The organism is Haloglomus irregulare (genome assembly GCF_007421925.1).
Classification (GTDB): Archaea; Halobacteriota; Halobacteria; order Halobacteriales; family Haloarculaceae; genus Haloglomus; species Haloglomus irregulare.
The window spans coordinates 151222-171847 of record NZ_QMDX01000001.1 but is presented as its reverse complement, the minus strand read 5'-3'; the positions used below and the strand labels follow the sequence as shown (position 1 = coordinate 171847).

27 protein-coding genes and 2 tRNA genes are annotated in these 20626 nt (G+C 70.9%); 23 read left to right on the top strand and 6 right to left on the bottom strand.

What is annotated here, in order from left to right; genetic code table 11:
- The first annotated feature begins 55 nt into the window (after positions 1-55).
- From DP107_RS01035 to rpsB, 13 genes are all read left to right on the top strand, one after another.
- Positions 56-137 (top strand) — tRNA-Ser (locus tag DP107_RS01035).
- A 19-nt stretch (positions 138-156) separates the two neighbouring features.
- A complete protein-coding gene (locus tag DP107_RS01030) occupies positions 157-687 on the top strand; it encodes a 30S ribosomal protein S13 (protein WP_144260272.1) in 531 nt (176 codons plus the stop codon).
- Positions 687-1211 (top strand): 30S ribosomal protein S4, encoded by a 525-nt coding sequence (locus DP107_RS01025; protein WP_144260271.1) that lies wholly within the window; start codon positions 687-689, stop codon positions 1209-1211. The genes DP107_RS01030 and DP107_RS01025 overlap by 1 nt, the downstream gene beginning before the upstream one ends.
- Positions 1208-1606, top strand: coding sequence for a 30S ribosomal protein S11 (locus DP107_RS01020; RefSeq protein ID WP_144260270.1), 399 nt, complete (start codon positions 1208-1210; stop codon positions 1604-1606). Before DP107_RS01025 ends, DP107_RS01020 begins: the two co-directional genes overlap by 4 nt.
- 1 nt (position 1607) lies before the next feature.
- A complete protein-coding gene (locus DP107_RS01015; RefSeq protein ID WP_144260269.1) occupies positions 1608-2366 on the top strand; it encodes a DNA-directed RNA polymerase subunit D in 759 nt (252 codons plus the stop codon).
- Between the two features lie 200 nt (positions 2367-2566).
- Positions 2567-2651 (top strand) — tRNA-Leu (locus DP107_RS01010).
- 27 nt (positions 2652-2678) lie between these two features.
- Positions 2679-3035 carry a 50S ribosomal protein L18e gene (locus DP107_RS01005; protein WP_144260268.1) on the top strand — a complete coding sequence of 119 codons (357 nt, stop codon included), beginning with the start codon at positions 2679-2681 and terminating at the stop codon, positions 3033-3035.
- Complete coding sequence (locus tag DP107_RS01000; RefSeq protein ID WP_144260267.1) at positions 3032-3469, top strand: 50S ribosomal protein L13; 438 nt, start codon at positions 3032-3034, stop codon at positions 3467-3469. The genes DP107_RS01005 and DP107_RS01000 overlap by 4 nt, the downstream gene beginning before the upstream one ends.
- A gap of 2 nt (positions 3470-3471) precedes the next feature.
- Entirely contained in the window at positions 3472-3870 is a 399-nt protein-coding gene (locus DP107_RS00995; protein WP_144260266.1) for a 30S ribosomal protein S9, read from the top strand.
- Between the two features lie 27 nt (positions 3871-3897).
- Positions 3898-4092 (top strand): DNA-directed RNA polymerase subunit N, encoded by a 195-nt coding sequence (locus tag DP107_RS00990; RefSeq protein WP_144260265.1) that lies wholly within the window; start codon positions 3898-3900, stop codon positions 4090-4092.
- Entirely contained in the window at positions 4089-4283 is a 195-nt protein-coding gene (locus DP107_RS00985) for a DNA-directed RNA polymerase subunit K (RefSeq protein WP_394348509.1), read from the top strand. Before DP107_RS00990 ends, DP107_RS00985 begins: the two co-directional genes overlap by 4 nt.
- Positions 4280-5482: a phosphopyruvate hydratase gene (eno, locus tag DP107_RS00980; protein WP_144260264.1), complete on the top strand. Its 1203-nt coding sequence runs from the start codon at positions 4280-4282 to the stop codon at positions 5480-5482. The genes DP107_RS00985 and eno overlap by 4 nt, the downstream gene beginning before the upstream one ends.
- A complete protein-coding gene (gene rpsB, locus DP107_RS00975) occupies positions 5479-6243 on the top strand; it encodes a 30S ribosomal protein S2 (RefSeq protein ID WP_144260263.1) in 765 nt (254 codons plus the stop codon). The genes eno and rpsB overlap by 4 nt, the downstream gene beginning before the upstream one ends.
- Before the next feature lie 138 nt (positions 6244-6381).
- Here rpsB and DP107_RS00970 read toward each other — a convergent pair whose 3' ends face one another.
- Complete coding sequence (locus tag DP107_RS00970; RefSeq protein ID WP_144260262.1) at positions 6382-6579, bottom strand: hypothetical protein; 198 nt, start codon at positions 6577-6579, stop codon at positions 6382-6384.
- Positions 6580-6676: 97 nt separating this feature from the next.
- Positions 6677-7228 carry an NUDIX hydrolase gene (locus DP107_RS00965; RefSeq protein WP_185977118.1) on the bottom strand — a complete coding sequence of 184 codons (552 nt, stop codon included), beginning with the start codon at positions 7226-7228 and terminating at the stop codon, positions 6677-6679.
- A gap of 120 nt (positions 7229-7348) precedes the next feature.
- Between DP107_RS00965 and mvk the strand changes: the two genes are divergently transcribed.
- The 3 genes from mvk (at position 7349) to DP107_RS00950 (ending at position 9733) form a co-directional block, all read left to right on the top strand.
- Entirely contained in the window at positions 7349-8359 is a 1011-nt protein-coding gene (gene mvk, locus DP107_RS00960) for a mevalonate kinase (protein ID WP_144260260.1), read from the top strand.
- Positions 8356-9147 (top strand): isopentenyl phosphate kinase, encoded by a 792-nt coding sequence (locus DP107_RS00955; RefSeq protein ID WP_144260259.1) that lies wholly within the window; start codon positions 8356-8358, stop codon positions 9145-9147. The genes mvk and DP107_RS00955 overlap by 4 nt, the downstream gene beginning before the upstream one ends.
- A 202-nt stretch (positions 9148-9349) precedes the next feature.
- Positions 9350-9733 (top strand): DUF7522 family protein, encoded by a 384-nt coding sequence (locus tag DP107_RS00950; RefSeq protein ID WP_144260258.1) that lies wholly within the window; start codon positions 9350-9352, stop codon positions 9731-9733.
- 21 nt (positions 9734-9754) lie between these two features.
- Here the strand turns inward: DP107_RS00950 and DP107_RS19710 are convergent, their stop codons facing one another.
- Entirely contained in the window at positions 9755-9910 is a 156-nt protein-coding gene (locus tag DP107_RS19710) for a hypothetical protein (protein ID WP_185977117.1), read from the bottom strand.
- Positions 9911-10167: 257 nt separating this feature from the next.
- Between DP107_RS19710 and DP107_RS00945 the strand changes: the two genes are divergently transcribed.
- The 4 genes from DP107_RS00945 (at position 10168) to DP107_RS00930 (ending at position 14224) form a co-directional block, all read left to right on the top strand.
- A complete protein-coding gene (locus DP107_RS00945; RefSeq protein WP_144260257.1) occupies positions 10168-11181 on the top strand; it encodes a hypothetical protein in 1014 nt (337 codons plus the stop codon).
- 47 nt (positions 11182-11228) lie between these two features.
- Complete coding sequence (locus DP107_RS00940) at positions 11229-12125, top strand: MBL fold metallo-hydrolase (RefSeq protein WP_144260256.1); 897 nt, start codon at positions 11229-11231, stop codon at positions 12123-12125.
- A gap of 92 nt (positions 12126-12217) precedes the next feature.
- Entirely contained in the window at positions 12218-13702 is a 1485-nt protein-coding gene (gene guaB / locus DP107_RS00935) for an IMP dehydrogenase (RefSeq protein WP_144260255.1), read from the top strand.
- Positions 13703-13819: 117 nt separating this feature from the next.
- Complete coding sequence (locus DP107_RS00930) at positions 13820-14224, top strand: pyridoxamine 5'-phosphate oxidase family protein (RefSeq protein WP_144260254.1); 405 nt, start codon at positions 13820-13822, stop codon at positions 14222-14224.
- A 27-nt stretch (positions 14225-14251) separates the two neighbouring features.
- On the opposite strand, the gene DP107_RS00925 is transcribed toward DP107_RS00930, so the two are convergent.
- A complete protein-coding gene (locus tag DP107_RS00925; protein ID WP_185977116.1) occupies positions 14252-16132 on the bottom strand; it encodes a PAS domain-containing sensor histidine kinase in 1881 nt (626 codons plus the stop codon).
- A 76-nt stretch (positions 16133-16208) separates the two neighbouring features.
- Entirely contained in the window at positions 16209-16580 is a 372-nt protein-coding gene (locus DP107_RS00920; RefSeq protein WP_144260252.1) for a DUF555 domain-containing protein, read from the bottom strand.
- Between the two features lie 187 nt (positions 16581-16767).
- Between DP107_RS00920 and twy1 the strand changes: the two genes are divergently transcribed.
- Positions 16768-17745 carry a 4-demethylwyosine synthase TYW1 gene (gene twy1 / locus DP107_RS00915; protein ID WP_185977115.1) on the top strand — a complete coding sequence of 326 codons (978 nt, stop codon included), beginning with the start codon at positions 16768-16770 and terminating at the stop codon, positions 17743-17745.
- A gap of 1 nt (position 17746) precedes the next feature.
- Here twy1 and DP107_RS00910 read toward each other — a convergent pair whose 3' ends face one another.
- Entirely contained in the window at positions 17747-18859 is a 1113-nt protein-coding gene (locus DP107_RS00910; RefSeq protein WP_144260250.1) for a chymotrypsin family serine protease, read from the bottom strand.
- Between the two features lie 355 nt (positions 18860-19214).
- Between DP107_RS00910 and DP107_RS00905 the strand changes: the two genes are divergently transcribed.
- Together DP107_RS00905 and ribB are read left to right on the top strand one after the other, a co-directional pair.
- On the top strand, positions 19215-19919 hold the full coding sequence (locus tag DP107_RS00905) for a DUF120 domain-containing protein (protein WP_144260249.1): 705 nt from the start codon (positions 19215-19217) through the stop codon (positions 19917-19919).
- Complete coding sequence (gene ribB / locus DP107_RS00900; protein WP_144260248.1) at positions 19916-20605, top strand: 3,4-dihydroxy-2-butanone-4-phosphate synthase; 690 nt, start codon at positions 19916-19918, stop codon at positions 20603-20605. The genes DP107_RS00905 and ribB overlap by 4 nt, the downstream gene beginning before the upstream one ends.
- The last annotated feature ends 21 nt before the right edge of the window (positions 20606-20626 follow it).

Below are 20626 nucleotides of genomic sequence, written 5' to 3'. Positions count from 1 at the left end.
CGGCACCCGCGAGTTCCGGCTCGGCCGGGGCGAGATTACCACAAAGAACGGCTTAGCGGCGGTGGCCGAGTGGTCTAAGGCGCAGGGTTGCTAACTCTGTGGCGCAAGCCTCCGGGGTTCGAATCCCCGCCGCCGCGCTAGCCACACCAACAAGACATGAGTGCAGAAGACCCAGACGCGGACGAGGCGGAGTCCGAATCCGAGGAGGAGGACATCCGCTACTTCGTCCGTATCGGACAGACCGACCTCGACGGTACCAAGTCCGTCGAGCGGTCGCTAACGGAGTTGAACGGCATCGGTCACCGGGCCGCCCGCCTCATCGCGGAGAAGGCGGAGGTCGACCGGCGCGCCGTCTTCGGCAAGCTCGACGACGAGACCATCGAGGGTGTCGTCGAGCTCGTCGAGGGGTACGCCGACGAGGTGCCCGACTGGATGAACAACCACCGCACCGACTACTTCAGCGGGGAGACGACCCACGAGATCGGCAACGAACTCGAGATGACGCGTCGTCAGGACATCAACCGCATGAAGATGATCGACTCGTACAAGGGTACCCGCCACGAGCGGGGCCAGAAGGTCCGCGGACAGCGGACCAAGTCGACGGGCCGAACGGAGGGCACCATCGGCGTCAACGTCGAGGCGATCAAGGAAGAGCAGGCCGAGGAGGCCGCGGCTGAGGAGGAATAATGGCACTCGGTAGCAACACCAAGTTCTACGAGACACCGAACCACCCGTACCAGGGCGAGCGCATCAACGAGGAGTCCGGACTGCTCGACCGCTACGGGCTGAAGAACAAGGAGGAGCTGTGGCGGACGCAGTCGACGCTGCGCTCGTTCCGGCGGGAGGCCCGCTCGCTGCTGGGCCAGACCGAGCCGGACGCGGCGGCACAGCGGGCCCGCGACCAGTTCCTCGCGCGACTGCGCCGCATCGGCCTCATGGGCGAGGACGACGGGCTGGGCGACGTGCTGGCCCTCGAGGTGACCGACATCCTCGAACGGCGACTGCAGACGGTCGCCTACCGGCAGGGGCTGGGCAACACGGCCGACCAGGCGCGACAGTTCATCGTCCACGGGCACGTTACCGTGCGCGACGCCCGCGTCACGCGGCCGGGCTACACGGTCGATACCGCCGAGGAGGACCACATCGAGTTCGACGAGTCGAGCCCGCTGGCCGACGACCTCCATCCCGAACGAGCAGGTGAGCAGGAATGAGCTCCCAGGAAGACGTATCACAGGACCGATGGGGTGTCGCCCACGTCTACGCGTCGTTCAACAACACCGTCATCACCGTGACGGACCTGACCGGCGCCGAGACCATCGCGAAGTCCTCCGGCGGGACCGTGGTGAAGCAGAACCGCGACGAGGCCTCGCCGTACGCCGCGATGCAGATGGCCGAGGTCGTCGCCGAGGAGGTCCAGGCCGCCGGCCTGAAGGGCCTGCACGTGAAGGTGCGGGGTCCCGGTGGCAACCTGCAGAAGAGTCCCGGTCCGGGCGCCCAGGCGACCATCCGTGCGCTCGCCCGTGCGGGCCTGGAGATCGGCCGCATCGAAGACGTCACGCCCATCCCGCACGACGGGACGCGGGCACCGAAGAACAGCGGGTTCTGAGATGAGCGAGGACTACGAGGTGGAGTTCATCGACCGGGACGAACGGGACGCGCGGTTCGTCGTCCGGGACATCACGCCGGCCTTCGCCAACGGCATCCGCCGGGCCATCGTGTCGGACGTCCCCACGCTGTCCATCGACACCGTCCGTGTCATCGAGAACTCGTCGGTCATGTTCGACGAGCAGATTTCGCTCCGCCTCGGGCTCGTCCCGCTGACGACGCCCGACGACTACGACGTGGGCGAGACGGCCACCCTCGCGCTGGACGTCGAGGGGCCCGACACCGCGTACTCGGGCGACCTCGTATCGGCCGACGACCGGGTGGAGCCCGCCGACGACAACATCCCCATCATCGACCTGAAGTATCCGGAGGGGGCCGACTCCCCCCAGCGCCTCGAGATCGAGGCCGAGGCGGTGATGGACCACGGCAAGAGCCACGCCAAACATCAGGGTGGCGTGGCCGTCGGCTACCGACACCTCCAGCGGATCGAGGTCGTCGGCGACGCCGCCGACTGGGAGGACGAGCCGAACATCCTGCGGGGCGTCATCGAGGACGACGGCGAACTCGTCCCGACGGAGTCGTTCGACCACGACCTCTCGAAGCGCTACCCCGGGAAGGAGGTCGAGGTGCACGACGTGCCCAACGCGTTCGTGTTCAGCATCGAGAGCGACGGTTCGCTCCCGGTGTCCGATCTCGTTCTGAACGCGGTCGACTCGCTGGCTGACCGCGCCGACGAACTCGAGCAGGCAGTCCAGCTGTAACGACGACCGAACCACACACCCACCAACCGCGATGAATCCACGACCCCGACGCCGCGCCGCGGCTCGCGCCACGGCCGGCACACGACCGCTCACATGGGGCCCCTCCGGGGCCGACGAGCGGCGGGGCTCGATGGCCCGCGACGCCCCCGGTTGCGGGACCGAAAGCGGTTTGAAGGGTAGCAACGAACGGGTGGACGCGCGCAGGGATAGCCAAGTTTGGCCAACGGCGCAGCGTTCAGGGCGCTGTCCCGTAGGGGTCCGCAGGTTCAAATCCTGCTCCCTGCATGCCACCCTTCTGCGGAACTCACAACAATGAGCAGTAACAAGACGAACCCGAGGCTCGCCAGCCTCATCGCCGACCTCAAGACCGCCACCCGCAACGGTGGCGGCGACGTGTGGGGCGACATCGCGGCCCGGCTGGAGAAGCCGCGCCGCACCCACGCGGAGGTCAACCTGGGCCGCATCGACCGCTACGCCCAGCCCGAGGAGACCGTCGTCGTGCCGGGCAAGGTGCTCGGCTCCGGCGCGCTCCGCACGGACGTCACGGTGGCGGCCGTGAACTTCTCCGGCACCGCCGAGACGAAGATCGAGGCGGCTGGCGAGGCCATCACGCTAGAAGAGGCACTGGACCGTAATCACGAAGGCTCCGACGTCCGGGTGATCCGATGAGCTACGCCGAGTACGACGCCGACGTCGTCGTCGACGCACGGGACTGCATCCTGGGTCGCGTCGCGAGCGAGGTCGCCGAGCGCGCGCTCGACGGCGAGCGCGTCGCCATCGTCAACGCCGAGGACGCGGTCATCACCGGCCGCGAGGAGTCGACGATGGAGAAGTACCGCGAGCGGCGCCGCGTGGGCTCCGACCGGGGGCCCTACTACCCCAAGCGGCCGGACGGCATCTTCAAGCGTGCCGTCCGGGGGATGGTCCCGCACGAGACGACCCGCGGACGCGAGGCGTTCGAGCGCGTCCGGGTCTACGTCGGAAACCCCTACGAGGAGGACGGTACGGTCATCGAGGGGACCTCGCTGGACCGGCTGTCGAACATCCGCTTTACCTCGCTGGGCGATATCAGCGAGGAACTCGGCGCCAACGTCACCTGGTAAGCATGGTCACGAACACCTCAGGCAAGAAGAAGACCGCCGTCGCCCGCGCCACCGTGCAGGACGGCAGCGGCAAGGTACGAATCAACTCCCAGCCGGTCGAGCTGGTCGAGCCCGAGCTCGCGCGACTCAAGATGACGGAGCCGTTCCGCATCGCCGAGGACGAGCTGCGAGAGGGCGTCGATATCGACATCTCCGTGCAGGGCGGTGGGTTCTCCGGGCAGGCAGACGCCGCCCGGACCGCCATCGCCCGCGGGCTGGTGCAGCACACCAACGACGCCGAACTGCGGGAGGCGTTCATGAACTTCGACCGCTCGCTGCTGGTCAACGACGTCCGGCAGTCCGAGTCCAAGAAGTGGGGCGGCCCCGGCGCACGGGCCCGCTACCAGAAGTCCTACCGCTGACCCAGATACACACAAGGTGATACACCAATGATGGTACCCGTCCGATGCTTCACGTGCGGCAAGGTCGTCGGCGAGCACTGGGAGGAGTTCAAGACTCGCACCCGCGAGGGTGACGATGATCCCGAACAGGTGCTCGACGAACTCGGCGTGGAGCGCCACTGCTGTCGCCGGATGCTCGTCTCGCACAAGGACCTGGTCGACGTGGTGGCACCGTATCAATGATGGCGGGGCCAGGCAACCGCTACGAGAAGGCACGCATCATCGGCGCGCGAGCGCTGCAGGTGTCGTTCGGGGCACCGGTCCTCATCGAGACCGACCAGACCGAGCCCATCCTCATCGCGGCCGAGGAGTACGACGCCGGCGTCCTGCCGTTCACCGTCCGCCGGACCGGGCCCGGAGGCGACGCCGAATGACACTCATCACCGAGGTGCGGCTCCGTCGCATCCTCGACTCCCGTGGCTCGCCCACGGTCGAGGCCGAGGTGTACACGGAGTCGGGCGGTCACGGCCGCGCCGCGGCGCCCTCCGGGGCGTCGACCGGCGAGTACGAGGCCGTCGAGCGACCCGCCGGCGAGGCCATCGCGGCGGCCCGCGAACGAGCCGTCCCTCGCATCGAGGGGCAGGTGTACGCGGGCGACCAGCGGAGCGTCGACGCGGCGCTCCGGGCCGCCGACGGCACGGAGGCCTTCTCCGAGATCGGCGCCAACAGCGCCGTCGCCGTCTCGATGGCGGCCGCGAAGGCCGCTGCCGACGTGCTCGGGGCGCCGCTCTACCAGCATCTCGGTGGTGCGTTCCGGGGCAACGAGTTCCCGACCCCGCTGGGCAACGTCGTCGGCGGCGGCGAGCACGCCGCCGATGCGACCCACATCCAGGAGTTCCTCGCCGCGCCGGTCGGCGCGCCCTCGGTCGCGGACGCCGTCTTCGCGAACGCCGAGGTCCACGGCGCCGTCGCCGACATCCTCGAGGATCGGGGCGTCCCGGCCGCCAAGGGTGACGAGGGTGCCTGGGCGCCCGCCATCGACGACGCGACCGCGTTCGAGGTCGTCGCCGAGGCCATCGCGGCCGTCGAGGACGCGGTCGGCTTCGAGATCCGGATAGGGCTGGACGTCGCCGGGGCCGAGCTGTACGACGCCGACGCGGGCGTCTACCGCTACGGGGACCGCGAGCGGAGCCCCGCCGAGCAGCGCGACTACATCGCCGACCTCGTCGACGAGTACGACCTCGTCTACGTGGAGGACCCGCTGGACGAGGACGACTACGAGGGCTTTGCCGACCTCACCGCGCGGGTCGGCGGGGACTGTCTCGTCTGTGGTGACGACCTGTTCGTCACCAATGTCGCGCGGCTGGAGACGGGCATCGCGCGGGACGCGGGCAACAGCATCCTGGTCAAGCCCAACCAGATCGGCACGCTCAGTGACGCGTTCGACGCCGTCGAGACGGCCCACCGGGCCGGCTACGACGCCGTCGTCTCCCACCGGTCGGGGGAGACCGAGGACACGACCATCGCACACCTCGCCGTCGCGACCGCGGCCCCGTTCATCAAGACGGGCGCGGTCGGGGGCGAGCGAACCGCCAAGCTGAACGAACTCATCAGAATCGAGGAATCCGCATGAGCGACAACGAGGAAGGCCTTGAGGCAGAGACCGAGGCGTCACCCGACGCCGAGGCCGACGCCGAGGTCGACGACGACGCACCGCCCGCCGCCACGGAGGCGGCCGACACAGAGGACGCCGAGGAGGCCGAGGCCGAGACGGCCACGCCCGTCCTCGACGAGAACGTCATGCCGGACGAGGAGGCCGACCTCCTCATCCCGGTCGAGGAGTACCTGCAGAGCGGGGTCCACATCGGGACCCAGCAGAAGACGGAGTCGATGGAGCGGTTCATCCATCGGGTCCGCACGGACGGGCTGTACGTGCTGGACGTGTCCCAGACCGACCGGCGCATCCGCACGGCGGCGTCGTTCCTCTCGAACTACGCCCCCGAGCAGATCCTGGTCGCCTCCTCGCGCCAGTACGGCCGGTTCCCGGCCGAGAAGTTCGCGGAGGCCGTCGGCGCCCGGGCCCGGACCGGCCGGTTCATCCCCGGCACGCTGACGAACCCGAAGTACGACGGCTACATCGAGCCCGACGTCGTGGTCGTCACCGACCCCATCGGTGACTCCCAGGCCGTCAAGGAGGCCATCACCGTCGGCATCCCGGTCGTGGCGATGTGTGACTCCAACAACACCACCTCGAACGTGGACCTGGTCGTCCCGACCAACAACAAGGGCCGCAAGGCGCTCTCGGTCGTCTACTGGCTGCTGGCCAACGAGACGCTGGACCGCCGCGGCGCCGAGCCGACCTACGCGCTCGAGGACTTCGAGACGGAACTGTAACCGCGCAACGACCCTCGTTATCCGTCGATATCTCCCGAGTAGCGGCGGCCGCGTTCGGAACTGGCGGTTGCGACTCGAGACAATCAGATATCTCGGTTATCGGGTGCACAAGCCCGCAACCGGTCGGCACGGCGCCGGTCACTCGTCGGTCCCGTCGCCCGACCCGGGGTCCGGCGTGGTCGCCTCGGCGATGACGAGAAGAAGCGTCGCGAGGAGCAGGACCCCGCCGCCCAGCATCAGGTAGAGGTTCGTTTCGACCCCCGCGAAGTCGTCGTCACAGCATTCGGTCGGCGTCGCGGTCGCAGACTGTGCATGCGCGGGGACAGCCGTCGCCATCACGGCGAGTAGCAGGACATCGACCAGCAGGGACCGATGCGTACCGGTAGATTCATGCGCGATGGAAACTGTCTCCTGCCGACTCCCTGGTCGGTGTTCACCGCACGTCCGGCACCGCGGGCCGGAGGTCCTCGTACAGCAGGTCCGCGGGGAGGTCGTCGGGCCGGAACCAGTCGGCGGCGGTCACGCCGTCGCCGGGGACCGGCGTCGGGGCGCCGCCGCGCTGCGGGGTGGCCTCGAAGACGAGCGCCGGGTCCGGTAGCGGCGGCCGGTCGAAGGGGTCCTCGGCGACGTGGACGTGGACGGCGGTCAGGTCGTCCAGGCGGGCGGCGATGCCGGTCGCCTCGCGGACCGCGCGGCGGGCGCACTCCCGGTAGTCCTCGCCGGGGCGACGGGCGTCACCGGGGTCTGCCCAGGGGCCGTCGGCCCGCCGGACCAGCAGCAGCCGTCCCTCCGGGTCCCGGACCCGGGCGGTGGCGCCGCCGACCACGTCGAACGCCTCGAAGGCCTCCGCCAGCGCGTCGTAGGAGGCGGGGTCGGCGTCCCAGCGCCGCCGGACGACCTCCAGCTCGCCGTGCTCCGCGGCGAGGTCGCTCAGCAGGGCCCCCACGTGCCGGCGGAGCCGTGCTGCCGCGTTCGAACGGTACACGGACCGATGGTCGGCCCCCGCCGGCAAGGGCGTGTCGGCTTCGGACGTGGCGACGAGCGGTGGCCGGAGCGGCCCGGTCGTGTGGTCAGAGTCAAGTGCCCGCCACGCCGACGCCGGGGTATGACAGTCGCCTCGGCCCCCGGCAAGGTCTACCTGTTCGGGGAGCACGCCGTCGTCTACGGCGAGCCCGCGGTGCCCTGCGCCATCGAGCGCCGGGCTCGCGTGACCGTCGAGCGCCGCGACGACGACCGCGTCCGGGTCGACGCCGATGCCCTCACGCTGTCCGGGTTCACCGTCGCGTGGGGTGGTGACGCCGGCGAGACCCCCGAGCTGGACGTGCCGACGACCCTCGTGGAGGCGGCGATGGGCTACATCGACGGGGCGGTCGCGCAGGCACGGGACGTGGCCCGCGAGGCCGGCGCCACCGACCCGGACGCGGGGCTGAACATCGGTATCGAATCGGAGATCCCGCTCGGCGCGGGGCTGGGCTCGTCGGCCGCGGTCGTCGTCGCGGCCATCGACGCCGCGAGCCGCGAACTTGGCGCCGACCTCCCCCGCGAGGCCCTCGCCGACCGTGCCTACCGCGTCGAACACGAGGTCCAGGACGGCCAGGCCTCCCGGGCGGACACCTTCTGCTCGACGATGGGCGGCGCCGTCCGCGTCCAGGGCGACGACTGCCGGCGTCTGGCGGGGGTCGGCAACCTCCCCTTCGTCGTCGGCTACGATGGCAGCGCCGGTGACACCGGTGAACTCGTGGCGGGGGTCCGGGCGCTCCGCGAGGACCACGACTTCGCCGCCGACACGGTCGCCGCTATCGGCGACATCGTCCGGGAGGGCGAGACGCTGCTCCGGGGTCAGGAGACGCCCCTCGGCGAACTCGGCGAGCTGATGGATTTCAACCACGGCCTGCTCTCGGCGCTGGGCGTCTCCGCGCGCTCGCTGGACGCGATGGTATGGGCCGCCCGCGAGTCGGGCGCGCACGGCGCGAAGCTCACGGGCGCCGGCGGGGGCGGCTGCATCGTCGCGCTTGACGACTCGGCCGGCGCGAGGACCGCACTCGACTACACCCCGGGCTGCGAGGAGGCGTTCCGCGCGGAGCTGGATACGGACGGCGTCCGGAGGGGGCCGTGACGACCGTCCTGAAGCTCGGCGGGAGCGTCGTGACGGCAAAGGACAGCCCGGAGACCGTCGCTACGGAGCGACTCGAACGGGCGGCCGAGGCGGTCGGTGCGGCCCACGGACGAGACGCGACCGCTGCCGACCCGGACGCCGACATCGACCCGGCCGACCTCGTCGTCGTCCACGGCGGTGGGTCGTTCGGCCATCCGGCGGCTGAGCGCCACGGCGTCACGACCTCGGCGGGCACTCGCGATGCCGCGGCCGTCAGGGAGGTCCACGGCGCCATGCGGGCGCTCAACCGGACCGTCGTCGGGGCGCTGGCCGCGGCCGACGTCCCGGCGGTACAGGTGGCGCCGCTGTCGACCGGCTTCCGCGTCGAGGAGCGGTTCCACCAGCCCGCCGACGCCGTGGCCGCGCTGCTGGCCGAGGGGTTCGTCCCGGTGCTCCACGGTGACGTGGTGGCGACGGCTGGCGCGGGCGCCACGGTCGTCTCCGGCGACGAGCTCGTCACCGCGCTCGCGGAGGGGCTCGACGCGGACCGGGTCGGGCTCTGCTCCGACGTGCCGGGCGTGCTTGATGCCGACGGGACAGTCATCGACCGCATCGAGCGGTTCGAGGACGCCGCCGACGCGCTGGGCGAGAGCGAGGCGACGGACGTGACCGGCGGGATGGCCGCCAAGGTCCGGACGCTGCTGGCCCTCGACACGCCGGCGTCCGTGTTCGACCTCGACGGCCTCCCGGCGTTCCTGACCGGGAGGTCGCCGGGGACGCGTATCGCGAGCGACGGACGGGTTCCGTAGCTACTATCCCTATTATCGATAAAGCGGCGAATATCGAGGGGTACGAGGCGATATGCCGGTAAACACGATATGTAATGCGGTCACTGCCGATGGGTCCGGACGGGGAGTCGGGGCGTCTCGACCGCCGGCCGTGCGGGGACCCGGCCGACATCGGTGTTGAGACTAAGTGTGCTCGGTGCTATCACACGACAGGTGAAGAGCGATGTCACGACACGACTCCGGGCTTCTGGCGGAGGACCGGGCGTCGGACCTGGTCCGTGCCTGTCGAACCACCGTCGGCGACCAGCTCCGGTCGATCACGTACTTCACGCCGGAGGACTACACACAGCTGTATCTCCGTTCGGACCTGTCCTCGGACGCCGACCTCGGCAGCTTCGTCGAGCACGAGGCTGTCGGGTTCGAGGCGCACACCTCCTACCGGGACTCCGAGCTCGGCGACTACCGCTACAGCATCCGCGTGTTCGAACACGGCTTCCTCGTCCGCGTGACGAACGGCCACGAGGGCGTCTTCATGACGACCGACGGGCTCACGCTGCGTGACTTCGACGAGGTGGCCGTCGCCGCCGGACGCATCCTGGACCGCTGACGCTACGGGGTCCCCGGACCGTCACCCCCGGAGCGGCACCTCCCCGTCGAGTACCGCCCGGCCCTGTTCGGCGAGCACGAACGGCACCATCCGCATCGCCGGATAGGTCGGCTTGGCGTTCGGCGAGTCGTCGAGATGGGTCCGGAAGAACCCCTCCGTGATGACGCCGAGCTTCAACGTTCCGAGCGCGCGGTAGAACTCGTCGTGACGGTATGGCCGTCCCGTGATTGCCCCGTAACGGTCGACGATGTGGCCCCGCCCCGGGGAGCTCCCGGATGACGACCGTCTCGACCGGGCCGACGACGGCGGCGAGCGCTGTGGCCAGCGCCGTCCCGTCACCCGCCCGCGCGGCGTGCGCGGTGATGTCCATGGCTTCCGTACACCCGGGCGCGGGCTGTGGTAAACGTTATCCCGGCGCGACCGGCAGACGGGGTATGGAGGCACGCCACGAGTTCTTCCACGCGCCCGGCGACGGGGAGTTCTGGTCCGAGAGCCACTACCTCGACGTCGTCGGCGACGACGTCGCCGCGCATGCCCGTATCGGCTTCTACCCGAACCGCGACACCGCCAACGTGTTCGCCTACCTGCTCGACGGGCTCGACGCCGACGCGACCGTCTACCGCCTCCGCGACGACGCGGTCGCTCTCGACCACGTACACGGGCTGACGGTGGACGCGCCCGACCTCCGCTTCGAGATGGTGCCCGAGCGGGTGGGGCGTGACTGGCGGGTCGCGTTCGGGGGGCGAGCGGCGCGCTGTACGGGCGCCGAGGCGGTTGTCGCCAGCGCGGGCGAGCCCGTCGAGGTCGACGTGGAACTCACCACGCGGGCCCGCCACGAGCCGTTCCGCTACTCCAGGGGGACCGACTGGCCCGGCGGCGAGACGGAGGACCGCTACGAGGTCGCCACCCGCGTCGAGGGGGCGGCCCGCATCGGCGTCGGCGACGGCGACCCGGACCGGACGTTCGAACTGAACGGGCCCGGCGAGCGGGACCACTCCTGGGGCCGCCGTGACTGGACCGACGGCGAGTGGCTCTGGATCTCGGGGGCTTTCGATGACGGCACCGCGTACAACCACCTCTCGGCGTGGCCGGCGGGCCACGGCCCCAGCGAGATGGACCCGGTCATCACGAACGGGTTCTGGTTCGACGGCGACGAGACCCACGCCATCACGGACGCGACGGTCGGCGCCGACCCGGTCTTCGGCGCACCGACGGGGAGCGAGTGGATGGAGACCGGCGCCGCACCCGACATCGACCTGACGCTGTCGTGGGCGGGCGGTAGTGCGGACCTCACGGTCTCGCCCGGCGCGACCACGCCCGTCGACTGGGCCGGCGAGGGCACCGGCCACCGCGCCGTCCTGAACCGCTCGCCCTCGGTCCAGACGAGGGACGGCGGCGTCGCCGGCCGTGGCTGGCTGGAGAACATGACCCAGCTGGAGCAGGGGTAGGAGCGGTCACGGCAAGCCGTTAAGTCCCTCGTGGCCGACGGCGATGCATGGATATCCAGCGGCTCGAGTTCCAGCAGCCCATGTGGGGCGGGGTGAACGTCCTCCGGATCGGCGACACGCTGGTCGACACCGGTCACGTCCGGTCGACCGACGCCGTCCGCGAGGCGCTCGACGGCGGGCTGGCGGGCGTCGAGCGCGTCCTCCTCACCCACCCCCATATCGACCACGTCGGCGGCTCACAGACGGTCGACGCGATCGCGGACCTCCCCCACGTCGGCTTCGAGGGCGTCCCGTCCATCGTCCACGGCTACGCCGACTACCTGCGCGAGGCCCGGGCGGACATGACCCGCCTGCTGTCGGGGCTGGGCGCCACGGAGTCACAGTGGGACGTCTACTTCCCTGTCGACGGGTCGTACCACCAGGACCGCATCGCGTTCGAGCGCGAGGTCGGCGACGGCGAGACCGTCCGCATCGGCGACTACGAGCTGGAGACGGTCCACACGCCGGGTCACTCCGCCCAGCACGCCGCGTTCTGGCACGAGCCCTCCGGCACCTGCCTGTCGGGCGACCTCGTGAGCGAGAACGGCCACTTCATGTACGCGCCGCTGTACTGCGATATCGACGACTACAAGCGGTCGCTCAGGCGGCTCCGGGCACTTTCCCCCGACCGGCTGGTGCCGATGCACGGCCCGGAGATGACCGACCCCCGCGAGCGCATCGACGACTGCCTCGCCAAGGCCGAGGCGACAGCGGCCGAGTTGCGGTCGTGGCTCGACGAGCGCGGGCGCTTCTTCGCCCGCGAGTTCGCGCGGGAGTCGTTCGGCGCCGACGGCGCCGCGGTCGGGTTCCTCACGCTCGTCGTCCACGAGTACGCCACCCACCTCGCCGAGCAGGGGGCGTGCTCGGTGGCGGTGACCGGCGACGGCGTCGAACTATCGCGGTAGGGCCGGGGTCCGGCCGGAACCCGGTGTGTCGACGGCTCCCGTGCCCGAGCGGGTCGCACAACGCTTTTGGGCGGTGCCGCCGCACCGTTTACATGGCGAACGACGCTCCACAGCCGTTCTCGGAGAAGCTCCGCGTGCCGGAGGCCCTCACGTTCGACGACGTGCTCCTGCGACCGAAGGAGAGCCGTGTCGAGCCCGACGAGGCCGATACCCGGACGAGCGTCTCGACGTCCGTCGACCTCTCGATTCCGGTGCTGTCGGCGGCGATGGACACCGTCACGGAGGCCGATCTGGCCATCGAGATGGCTCGACAGGGTGGCCTCGGCGTCCTCCACCGGAACATGACCGTCGAGGAGACGGTCGAACAGGTCGAGCGGGTCAAGCGGGCCGACGAGCTCGTCATCCGCGACGTGGTGACGGCCGACCCGGACCAGACCGTCCGCGAGGTGGACGCGATGATGAGTCGCGAGGGCGTCAGCGGCGCCCCCGTCGTCGACGAGGACGACCGCGTGCTCGGCATCATCTCCGCGACCGACATCCGCCCGTTCCTCGAGGTCGGCGAGGCCGACGCCGTCCGCGAGGCCATGACCGACGAGGTCGTCACGGCCCCGGAGGGCGTCACGGCCCGCGAGGGGCTCGAGCTCATGTACGAGCACAAGATCGAGCGCGTCCCGGTCGTCGACGACGAGGAGCGCCTGACCGGCCTCGTCACGATGCAGGGCATCCTCGCCCGCCGGGAGTACGACGACGCCGTCCACGACGAGGCGGGCGGCCTCCGCGTCGGGGTCGCCGTCGGCCCGTTCGAGGCGGACCGCGCCACCGCCGCCGACGAGGCCGGGGCGGACGTCCTCTTCATCGACTGCGCGCACGCGCACAACGCCAACGTCATCGATTCGGCCCGGAACATCAAGGCCGAGGTCGACGCGGACGTGGTCGTCGGGAACGTCGGCACCCGCGAGGCCGCGGAGGCCGTCGTCGACTTCGCCGACGGGGTGAAGGTCGGCATCGGCCCGGGCTCCATCTGCACGACCCGCGTCGTCACCGGCGCCGGGATGCCCCAGATAACCGCCGTCTCCGAGGTCGCCGACGTGGCGGCACCGGCCGGCGTGCCGGTCATCGCCGACGGCGGCATCCGGTACTCCGGCGACGCGATCAAGGCCATCGCCGCGGGTGCCGACGCCGTCATGCTGGGCTCGTACTTCGCGGGCACCGACGAGGCGCCCGGCCGTGTCATCACGATGAACGGGAAGCGCTACAAGCAGTACCGCGGGATGGGCTCGGTCGGCGCGATGCAGTCCGGCGGCGGCGACCGCTACCTCAAGGAGGACGACGAGGAGGAGTACGTCCCCGAGGGCGTCGAGGCCGCGACCCCGTACAAGGGCCCGCTCGCGGAGGAGCTCCACCAGCTCGTCGGCGGGATGCAGTCCGGCATGGGCTACGTCGGCGCCGAGACGATTCCCGGATTCAAAGAGCGCGCCGAGTTCGTCCGCGTCTCCAGCGCCGGGCAGACCGAGGGCCACCCCCACGACGTCGTGATCACCGACGAGGCGCCGAACTACTCCCCGCAGAACGAGTAGGCGGCGAACTGTCACGATACGAGTCGCGTCGTTCGACTGTCCGCGTCTCGGAACGATAACGGCGACCGCGCGCCGGTCGGCCGTCGGTTTCTTTCGATAGCGGCTCCTCCCCCGAGCATGGACGACACCCGCGAGTTCCTCCGGGAAACGGTCGCGAACGCCCGCACGAGCGCCCACCTGGCGACCAGTCGCGACGACCGGCCCCACGTCGCGCCGGTGTGGTACACCTACGAGGAGCGCGACGGCGAGGGCGTCTTCTCGATCATGACCGGCGGTCGGAAGCTGGCGAACGTTCGCGAGAACCCGCGGATCGCGCTCTCCATCGAGCGGGCCGCCGGGTCGGACACCCTCTGGCGGGTCATCGCCTTCGGGACCGCCGCGGTCGTGGACGACCGCGACCGCACCGATGCCGCACAACGCGCGGTCCTCGAGAAGTACGAGGGCTCCGTCGAGGCCGCCGACGAGGGTGGTGGGCGGCTGGTCGAGGTGACGGTCGGTAGCGTCGACATCGAGCGGTACTGAACGGGGACACGCGGCGTCGCCCGTCCCTCAGCCGGATGGCGGCTCGACCCACTCGACGCCCCTCACGCCGAACCGTGCTCCGCCGGTCCCGCTCTCGCCGACCTCGACCGTCCAGCCGTGCGCCGTGGCGACCTCGCTGACGATGTCCAGCCCGAGCCCGGTCCCGTCGCCGCCGGTGACGCCGCGCTCGAAGACGCGGTCGCGCTGCTCGGGCGGGATGCCGGGACCGTCGTCGGCGATGTAGAAGCCGTCGGCCGTCGTGCCGAGGGTCACGGACACCTCGGAACCGGCGTGGTTGACGGCGTTGCCGAACAGGTTCTCCAGGAGCCGCTGGAGATGGGTCTCGTCGGCCATGAGGACGCCCTCGCCGTCCACGGAGAGGGTCGCCCCCGAGGCGTCGCCGGCGGTCCTGGCGGTCCGCCAGGCCTCGCCGCCGGCGTCGGGGAGCGACACCGGTGCCGGATCGATGCCGGACAGTCCCTGCGTCAGCGCGAGCACCCCCTCGATGAGCGTCTCCATCCGGGCGTGAACGGACTCCAGGTCGTCGAGCCGCTCGACGACATCGCCGTCGGCCTCGGCCCGGGCGAGCGTGGTCGTCGCCATGGCGGTGTTGAGCGGGTCCCGGAGGTCGTGACTCAGGACCGCCGAGAGCCGCTCCAGCCGGTCGTTCGTCCCGCGGAGCTGCTCGGTCGCGGCGACGCGATCGAGCGTGTCCGTCAGCGACGACGCCAGCGTGTGGGTCAGTCGGACGGACTCGGCATCGAACTCGCTGTCGCCCAGATGGCCGGTTATCATCACCCCGTGATCGCCGAGCGGGAGGACGAGTTCGGCCGCGGCCGCCGTGTCCGGGTTGTAGACCCCCTCGGCCGTCCCGGGGTCGTCGTACCGCTGTGCCTCGCCGGTGGTGAAGGCCCGCCAGGCGAGGCTCTCGCGGTCCCCGTCGAACGCGGGAACGTCGTCGAACGTCGCCGCGACCGCGTCCGTGTAGGTCGCCGGGTCGAGCCGCGCCCCGTCGTCGGTGGCGAGGTAGACCGCCGACAGCGGGAGGTCGAGCGCCCGCTCGGCGGCCTCGACCGCGACCTCGGCCGCGCGTTCGCGGTCGGTCGCCGAGAGGAGGTCGCCGGTCGCCTCGCGAAGCGTCCGCAGCGTCCGCTCGTGGCGGTGCTGCTCCGTCCGGTCCCGGACGATACAGACGATGCAGCCGTTCGGGAGCGCCGACAGGGCCAGCTCCTGCGGGAACGGTTCCCCGTCACGGCGCCGGGCCACAGGTTCGCCTCGCCACTCCCCGGCGTCCTCGAAGACGGGCGCCGCGTCCGCCGCCAGCCGGTCGGCGACCGCGTCGTCGTACAGGTCGCGCCAGTGCCCGCCGACCAGTTCCGCCGGGTCGTCGTAGCCGTACAGCTCGGCGTGCGCCGGGTTCACGTAGCGGTAGCGACCGTCGGCGTCGAGGACGGCGATCCCGTCGGCCGCGGTGTCGAGCGCCTGCCGGAGCAGCTCGGCCCGCGACGGGGTTGGCTCCGCCCCGTCCGCCCCGGCGTCGCGCCGGAACGAGAGCAGCCATCCCTCCTCGACGGCTCTGACGGCCGTCGAGAGCGTGGCCCCCGAGCCGATGGTCGCGCGAAGCGAACACTCCCCTGGCTCGTCGGGGTCGGTGGCCTCGACGGCCTCCTCCAGGGCCGCCAGCAGGTCCGACGAGCCGGCCGCTCCGGACGGCACGGCGAGCAGGTCGGCCGCCAGTCGGTCGGTCAGCGCCGCCGGCCCAGCCGCGTCCCCTGTCAGGACCTCGGCGACGGCGCCGTTACCGTAGCGGACCCGCCCCTCCTGGTCGAGTACGACGACCGGCTGGGGGCTCTCATCGACGAACGCCCGGAGCGCCCCGGGGACGACAGCGCTGTTCGTGTCACTCACTTCCCGAAACTCCACGCCTCGCGGTCGTTAACGGTTTGCCTATGCTTCTAGAACGGGTCTCCCCCTTCCGGCAGCGTCAGGCGCCCGCGGCCTCCTCCTCCTCGCTCTCCGTCTGGACCGTCTCGATGACCTTCAGCGGGACGTTCCGCAGCGCGCCGCCGACCTCGCTGGTGGCGATGCGGCTCGCGTGCTCCTCGGACTCGGCGTCGAAGATCTCCAGCTCCAGCGCCAGCCCCACGAGCGCGGTGTCGGCCGCCACGAACGCGGCGTCCAGCCCCTCGCCACAGGCCGGGCAGGTGGTGATGCCGACGTCCATGTCGACGTACTCCAGGTCGGCCTCGTTGAGTCGTTTCCCGGCCTCGCTGATGGCGACCCCGATGGCGTCGTTCGCGTCCTCGACGTCGCGCACGAGCCAGGCCGCCTCCATCCGGACGTAGTAGTTGCTCATACAACTGGCTGTGTCGCCGCGGGGGAACTGGCTTGCGGTTCCCGTCCACGGGCCGACGCCGACGAATCCCGGCCGGAACCGGACGACTCCGAACGGTCAGGGGCTGGAGTGGCCGCCCCGACCGGTCGGCCGACCGTCGCGCCCGCGGCACACAACCCATATGTGGGTGCCCGCGCCACTGCCGGGCATGAGCGATTCCGGGCCGAGACAGGTGGACGACCCGGACTACCACAGCCGGAACCACACCGCCGCCCAGACCTGCGGCTGGACGGCCAACGCGCTCCGGGGGGAGGGCCGCTGCTACAAGAACACGTTCTACGGCATCCAGAGCCACCGGTGCATCCAGATGACGCCCGTCGTCAACTGCAACGAGCGGTGTGTCTTCTGCTGGCGTGACCACCAGGGCCACTCCTACGAACTCGACGGGGTCGAGTGGGACGACCCGGAGGCCGTCGTCGAGGCGAGCATCGAGCTCCAGCGCCAGCTCCTGTCGGGCTTCGGCGGCAACGACCAGGTGCCCCGCGAGGCGTTCGAGGAGGCCATGGAGCCCCGGCACGTCGCCATCTCGCTGGACGGGGAGCCGACGCTGTACCCGTACCTGCCCGAACTCATCAAGGCGTTCCACGACCACGGCATCACCACCTTCCTCGTCTCGAACGGCACCCGCCCGGAGATGTTGGCCGACTGTGACCCGACGCAGCTGTACGTCAGCGTCGACGCTGCCGACCGGGCGACGTTCGACGACGTGGTCGGCGCGACGGAGGACGACGCCTGGGACCGGCTCGTCGACACGCTGGACGTGCTCGCCGCCAAGGGTGAGACCCGGACCGTCCTGCGGACGACCGTGCTGCAGGGGTTCAACGACCACCATCCCGAATGGTACGCCGGGATGTACGACCGCGCGGACGCCGATTTCGTGGAGCTGAAGGCGTACATGCACGTCGGCCACTCCCGCGGCCGGCTGGACCGCTCGGCGATGCCCGACCACGAGGAGGTACTCGCGTTCACCGGGGCCGTCCAGGAGTACCTGCCCACGCATCCGGTCCTGCGAGACGTCGAGGACTCACGGGTCGCGCTGCTGGCCCGCGACGAGGACACCTGGGTCCCGAAGCTGAAGGGCGGCAGCGAGTTCTGGAACGGGCCCGACGAGGCCGGCGTGGACTGAGCTACGAGGTGACGTCCTCGGTCGCCCGGACGACCTCCAGGTCCAGATCCAGCTCGTCGTCCTTCGGCATCTCGATGCAGCGCGTGACCGTCGTGCCCGCGACGCCGGCCGTCGTGAGGTGGGTGAGGACGCCCGTCGCGTCCGTCCCGGAGCCGAACTCGTACTCGACGAGCGGGGAGCCCGAATCACCCGGCGAGGCACGGAGGGCCGCGTACCAGCTCTCGGGGGAGCCGAGGTCGCCCTCGCTCACCCCCCGCGTGGCCATCGTCGGGAACACCTCGCCGTTGGCGACGCCGGCCCCGTACTGGCAGACCGTCTCGCCGGCCGGGACGGTGCCGTCCTGTACGTCGATGGGACCGCCGAACTGCGGCATCGACGGGTCCACTGCCGGGCGCAGCTCGTCGGGTACCCTGACCAGCCCGAAGTCGTGGCCGACCTCCTCGCCCTCGGTGCCCTCGTCGTCAGGGAGTGCCTGCCGGGCGTAGACCACCTCGCCGAGTTCGTACACCTCACCGGTCGCGACGGCGAGCCCGGTCAATCCGCCGACGTTGCAGTTCTTGCAGACCCTCACGGTCAGCTGCGAGACGTCGTAGGTCCTCTCGGAGTCGTCGCCGGCGCGGTCGTCGGCCGTCGCGTCCCCCTCGATGAAGCAGTGGCCGGCCGCGCCGATGTAGAGGTCGTCGGTCTCCTCCGCCGGTCCGGCCTGGGTGTCGGCGTCATCCGGGTCGTCCGAGTCATCGGAGTCGTCGGGGTCCGAGGCGGCAGTATCACCGCTACCGTCGCCCTCGTCCGCTCCGCTGACGCTGCCGACGCTCGACCCGCTCGTGTCGCGCCAGATGAAGTTGGCCGTGCAGCCGGCCGTCGTCCCGTCCGGGTACTGGATGAACATCTGGGAGCCGGGCTGGATGCCGGTCGCCTGGTCCGGGAGCGGTTCGGAGGCCGATACCGTGGTCAGGTCGACGGCGTCGAACGTTCGGCAGGGGATACGACCGGTCACCTGTGGGTCCGTGTCCGTCCCGGCGCCCCCGCCGGCGACGGTCCCGGTGGCGCCGAAGCCGGCGGCGGTCGCAGCAGTCGCACGAAGCAGGTTCCGTCGCGTGAACTCGTCGGACATCTACCCGTGATGTGTCCGACCGACGGAAGCCGTTTCCGCCGAATATACGCGTGTATTCATACAAAGCGTCGAGTAAATCGGATATATGCCGAATATGCAGTCGAAGTATCGGCCTCTGAATGAACAATCAGGCACGCCGACTTCCGGGGCCCTCAGAGCGGTCCGCCGACCCGCGCTCGGTACTGGCTGGTCCGCATGGACCGCCCCAACCGCCATCCTTTTGCGAGTGACTGCCCCACATAGAAGTACGGACGCTCTTCGTCCTGCGATCCTCCGCCGTTCCGCTCCGCGTCACGTCTTCGTTACGCATCACACAAACGATACACTTATCGGCCCTGTTACCCTACTGGGGAGTATGTCAGAGACACGAGCCGCGGTCGGCGCCGCGGAGGTCGCTACCCTCAAGGAACTCGCCCTGGGGGGGGCGCTGACCGGGACCACGGTCACCTGTGCGGGGCTGGCCGAGCGGCTCGACGCCTCGAACCAGACCGCCTCACGCCGGCTCCAGCGGCTGGCCGAGGTCGGCGCCATCGACCGGGAAGTGCTGAACGACGGCCAGCGCGTCGAACTGACGGCCGACGGCGAGGCGCTGCTGCGCCGCGAGCACGCCGACTACCGCCGGATCTTCGAGGGCGAGGACGCCGACGTGGCCCTCGACGGGACCGTCACGACGGGGATGGGCGAGGGGCGCCACTACATCTCGCTGCCGGGCTACATGGAGCAGTTCATCGACCGGCTCGGCTACGAGCCGTTCGCCGGCACGCTCAACCTGGACCTCGACCCCGAGAGCGTCCGGGAGCGGGCCCGGATGGACGCACTCGACCCGGTCCGCATCGACGGCTGGGAGGACGACGAGCGCACCTACGGGCCGGCCTTCTGCTGGCCGGCCACCGTCGAGACCGACGCGGGACAGTACGAGACCGCCCACGTCATCGCGCCCGAGCGGACCCACCACGGCGACGACCAGTTGGAGGTCATCGCCCCGGACCGCCTGCGCGACGAAATCGGCCTGGAGGACGGCGAGTCGGTCACCGTCCACGTCGCGGGTGAGGACGCATGACCCGCGCCGACGCGTCCGACGTGCCCGCGACGACGACGGAGGCCGACCCCGTTGAGGCGGCCATCGACGCGTTCCGGGCCGGCGAGCCGGTGCTCGTCCACGACGCCGCCGACCGCGAGGGTGAGACGGACCTCGTCTACCCGGCGGCGGCGGTCGACCCGGCCGCGGTCGCGCGGATGCGCAACGACGCCGGCGGGCTGGTCTGCGTGGCGCTCGCCGACGCCGTCGCCGACGCGTTCGACCTCCCGTTCGTCCAGGAGGACATCGACCACCCGCTCGCGGCCGACCACGAGCTCGCGTACGACGAACGCTCCTCGTTCTCGCTCACGGTCAACCACCGCGAGACGTTCACCGGTATCACCGACGAGGACCGCGCGCTCACCGTCCGTGAGCTCGGCCGGCACGCGGCGGACCCGAGCATGGAGGCCTTCGTGGAGTCGTTCCGCGCCCCCGGCCACGTCCACCTGCTGCGCGCCGCACCGGGGCTGCTCGCCGACCGCGAGGGCCACACGGAACTCGGCATCGCGCTCGCGAACGCGGCGGGCACCGAGCCCGCGGTCGTCGTCTGCGAGATGCTGGACGACGAGACCGGCGGCGCCCGCTCGCCCGTTGACGCCCGGGCGTACGCGGCGCGGCACGACCTCGTCTACGTCGAGGGCGCCGCCCTCGTCGACGCGCTCCGCTGACCGGCCGGCGACCTCGCCGCT